The organism is Bacillus sp. JJ1127 (assembly GCF_036965845.1).
GTDB lineage: Bacteria > Bacillota > Bacilli > Bacillales > Bacillaceae_G > Bacillus_A.
This window is the reverse complement of record NZ_JBALQK010000246.1, coordinates 1-748: the sequence shown is the minus strand read 5'-3', so window position 1 is coordinate 748 and position 748 is coordinate 1. Positions and strand designations below refer to the sequence as shown.

The following is a 748-nucleotide window of genomic DNA, read 5'->3' as shown; positions in this document are numbered from 1 at the left end:
TGACCATTTTGTAGTAAGTCTACTTTAATTATGCTCGGACGATCTGTCGCATTGTCGTCTTTCCATGTTTTTGTTCCTTCTACTGTTGTCTTTCCTACTTTTGTATTTGTGATGTCATAACCTTTGACTTCAGATTGATATCCATCTACTGGTTGTTCTTTCACTGTATACGTGTAAGCTATTCCATTCGCATCGTATGCTTGTAGATTTTCAAATGCGTACTTCCAATTTGTTGCCTCTGTTACTTCTTTTGTGTCTACTACTTTACCGTTTTGTAGTAAATCTACTTTAATCGAGCTTGGACGATTTGTTGCGTTGTTATCGTTCCAAGTCTTTGTTCCTTCTACTTTCGTTTCGCCTACTTTTGTATTTGTGATGTCATAACCACTTACGCTGGATTGGTATCCCGCTACTGGTTGTTCTTTCACTTCATACTTGTACGCTACTCCATTCGCATCATATACATCTAAATCCGCGAATATATATTTCCAACCCATTACTGCTAGTACGTCTTGTGTTTTGATCACGTTTCCGTTTTGTAGTAAGTCTACTTTGATCATTGCCGGACGGTCTGTTGCATTTCCGTCTTTCCACGTCTTCGTTCCTTCTACTGTCAATTTCGCTACTTTTGTGTTTGTAATGTTGTAGCCATTTACTTCTGATTGATATCCTGTCACTGGTTGTTCTTTTACTTCATACTTGTACGCTTTGCCGTTTGCATCGTACGCAGCTAAATCTTTGAATTCAT

General features: G+C 38.4%; 1 protein-coding gene. It reads right to left on the bottom strand.

The window, feature by feature from the left end:
* Positions 1-748 (bottom strand): Cna B-type domain-containing protein (locus tag V7183_RS21255; protein ID WP_335360748.1); only part of this gene is annotated, 748 nt, incomplete at both ends.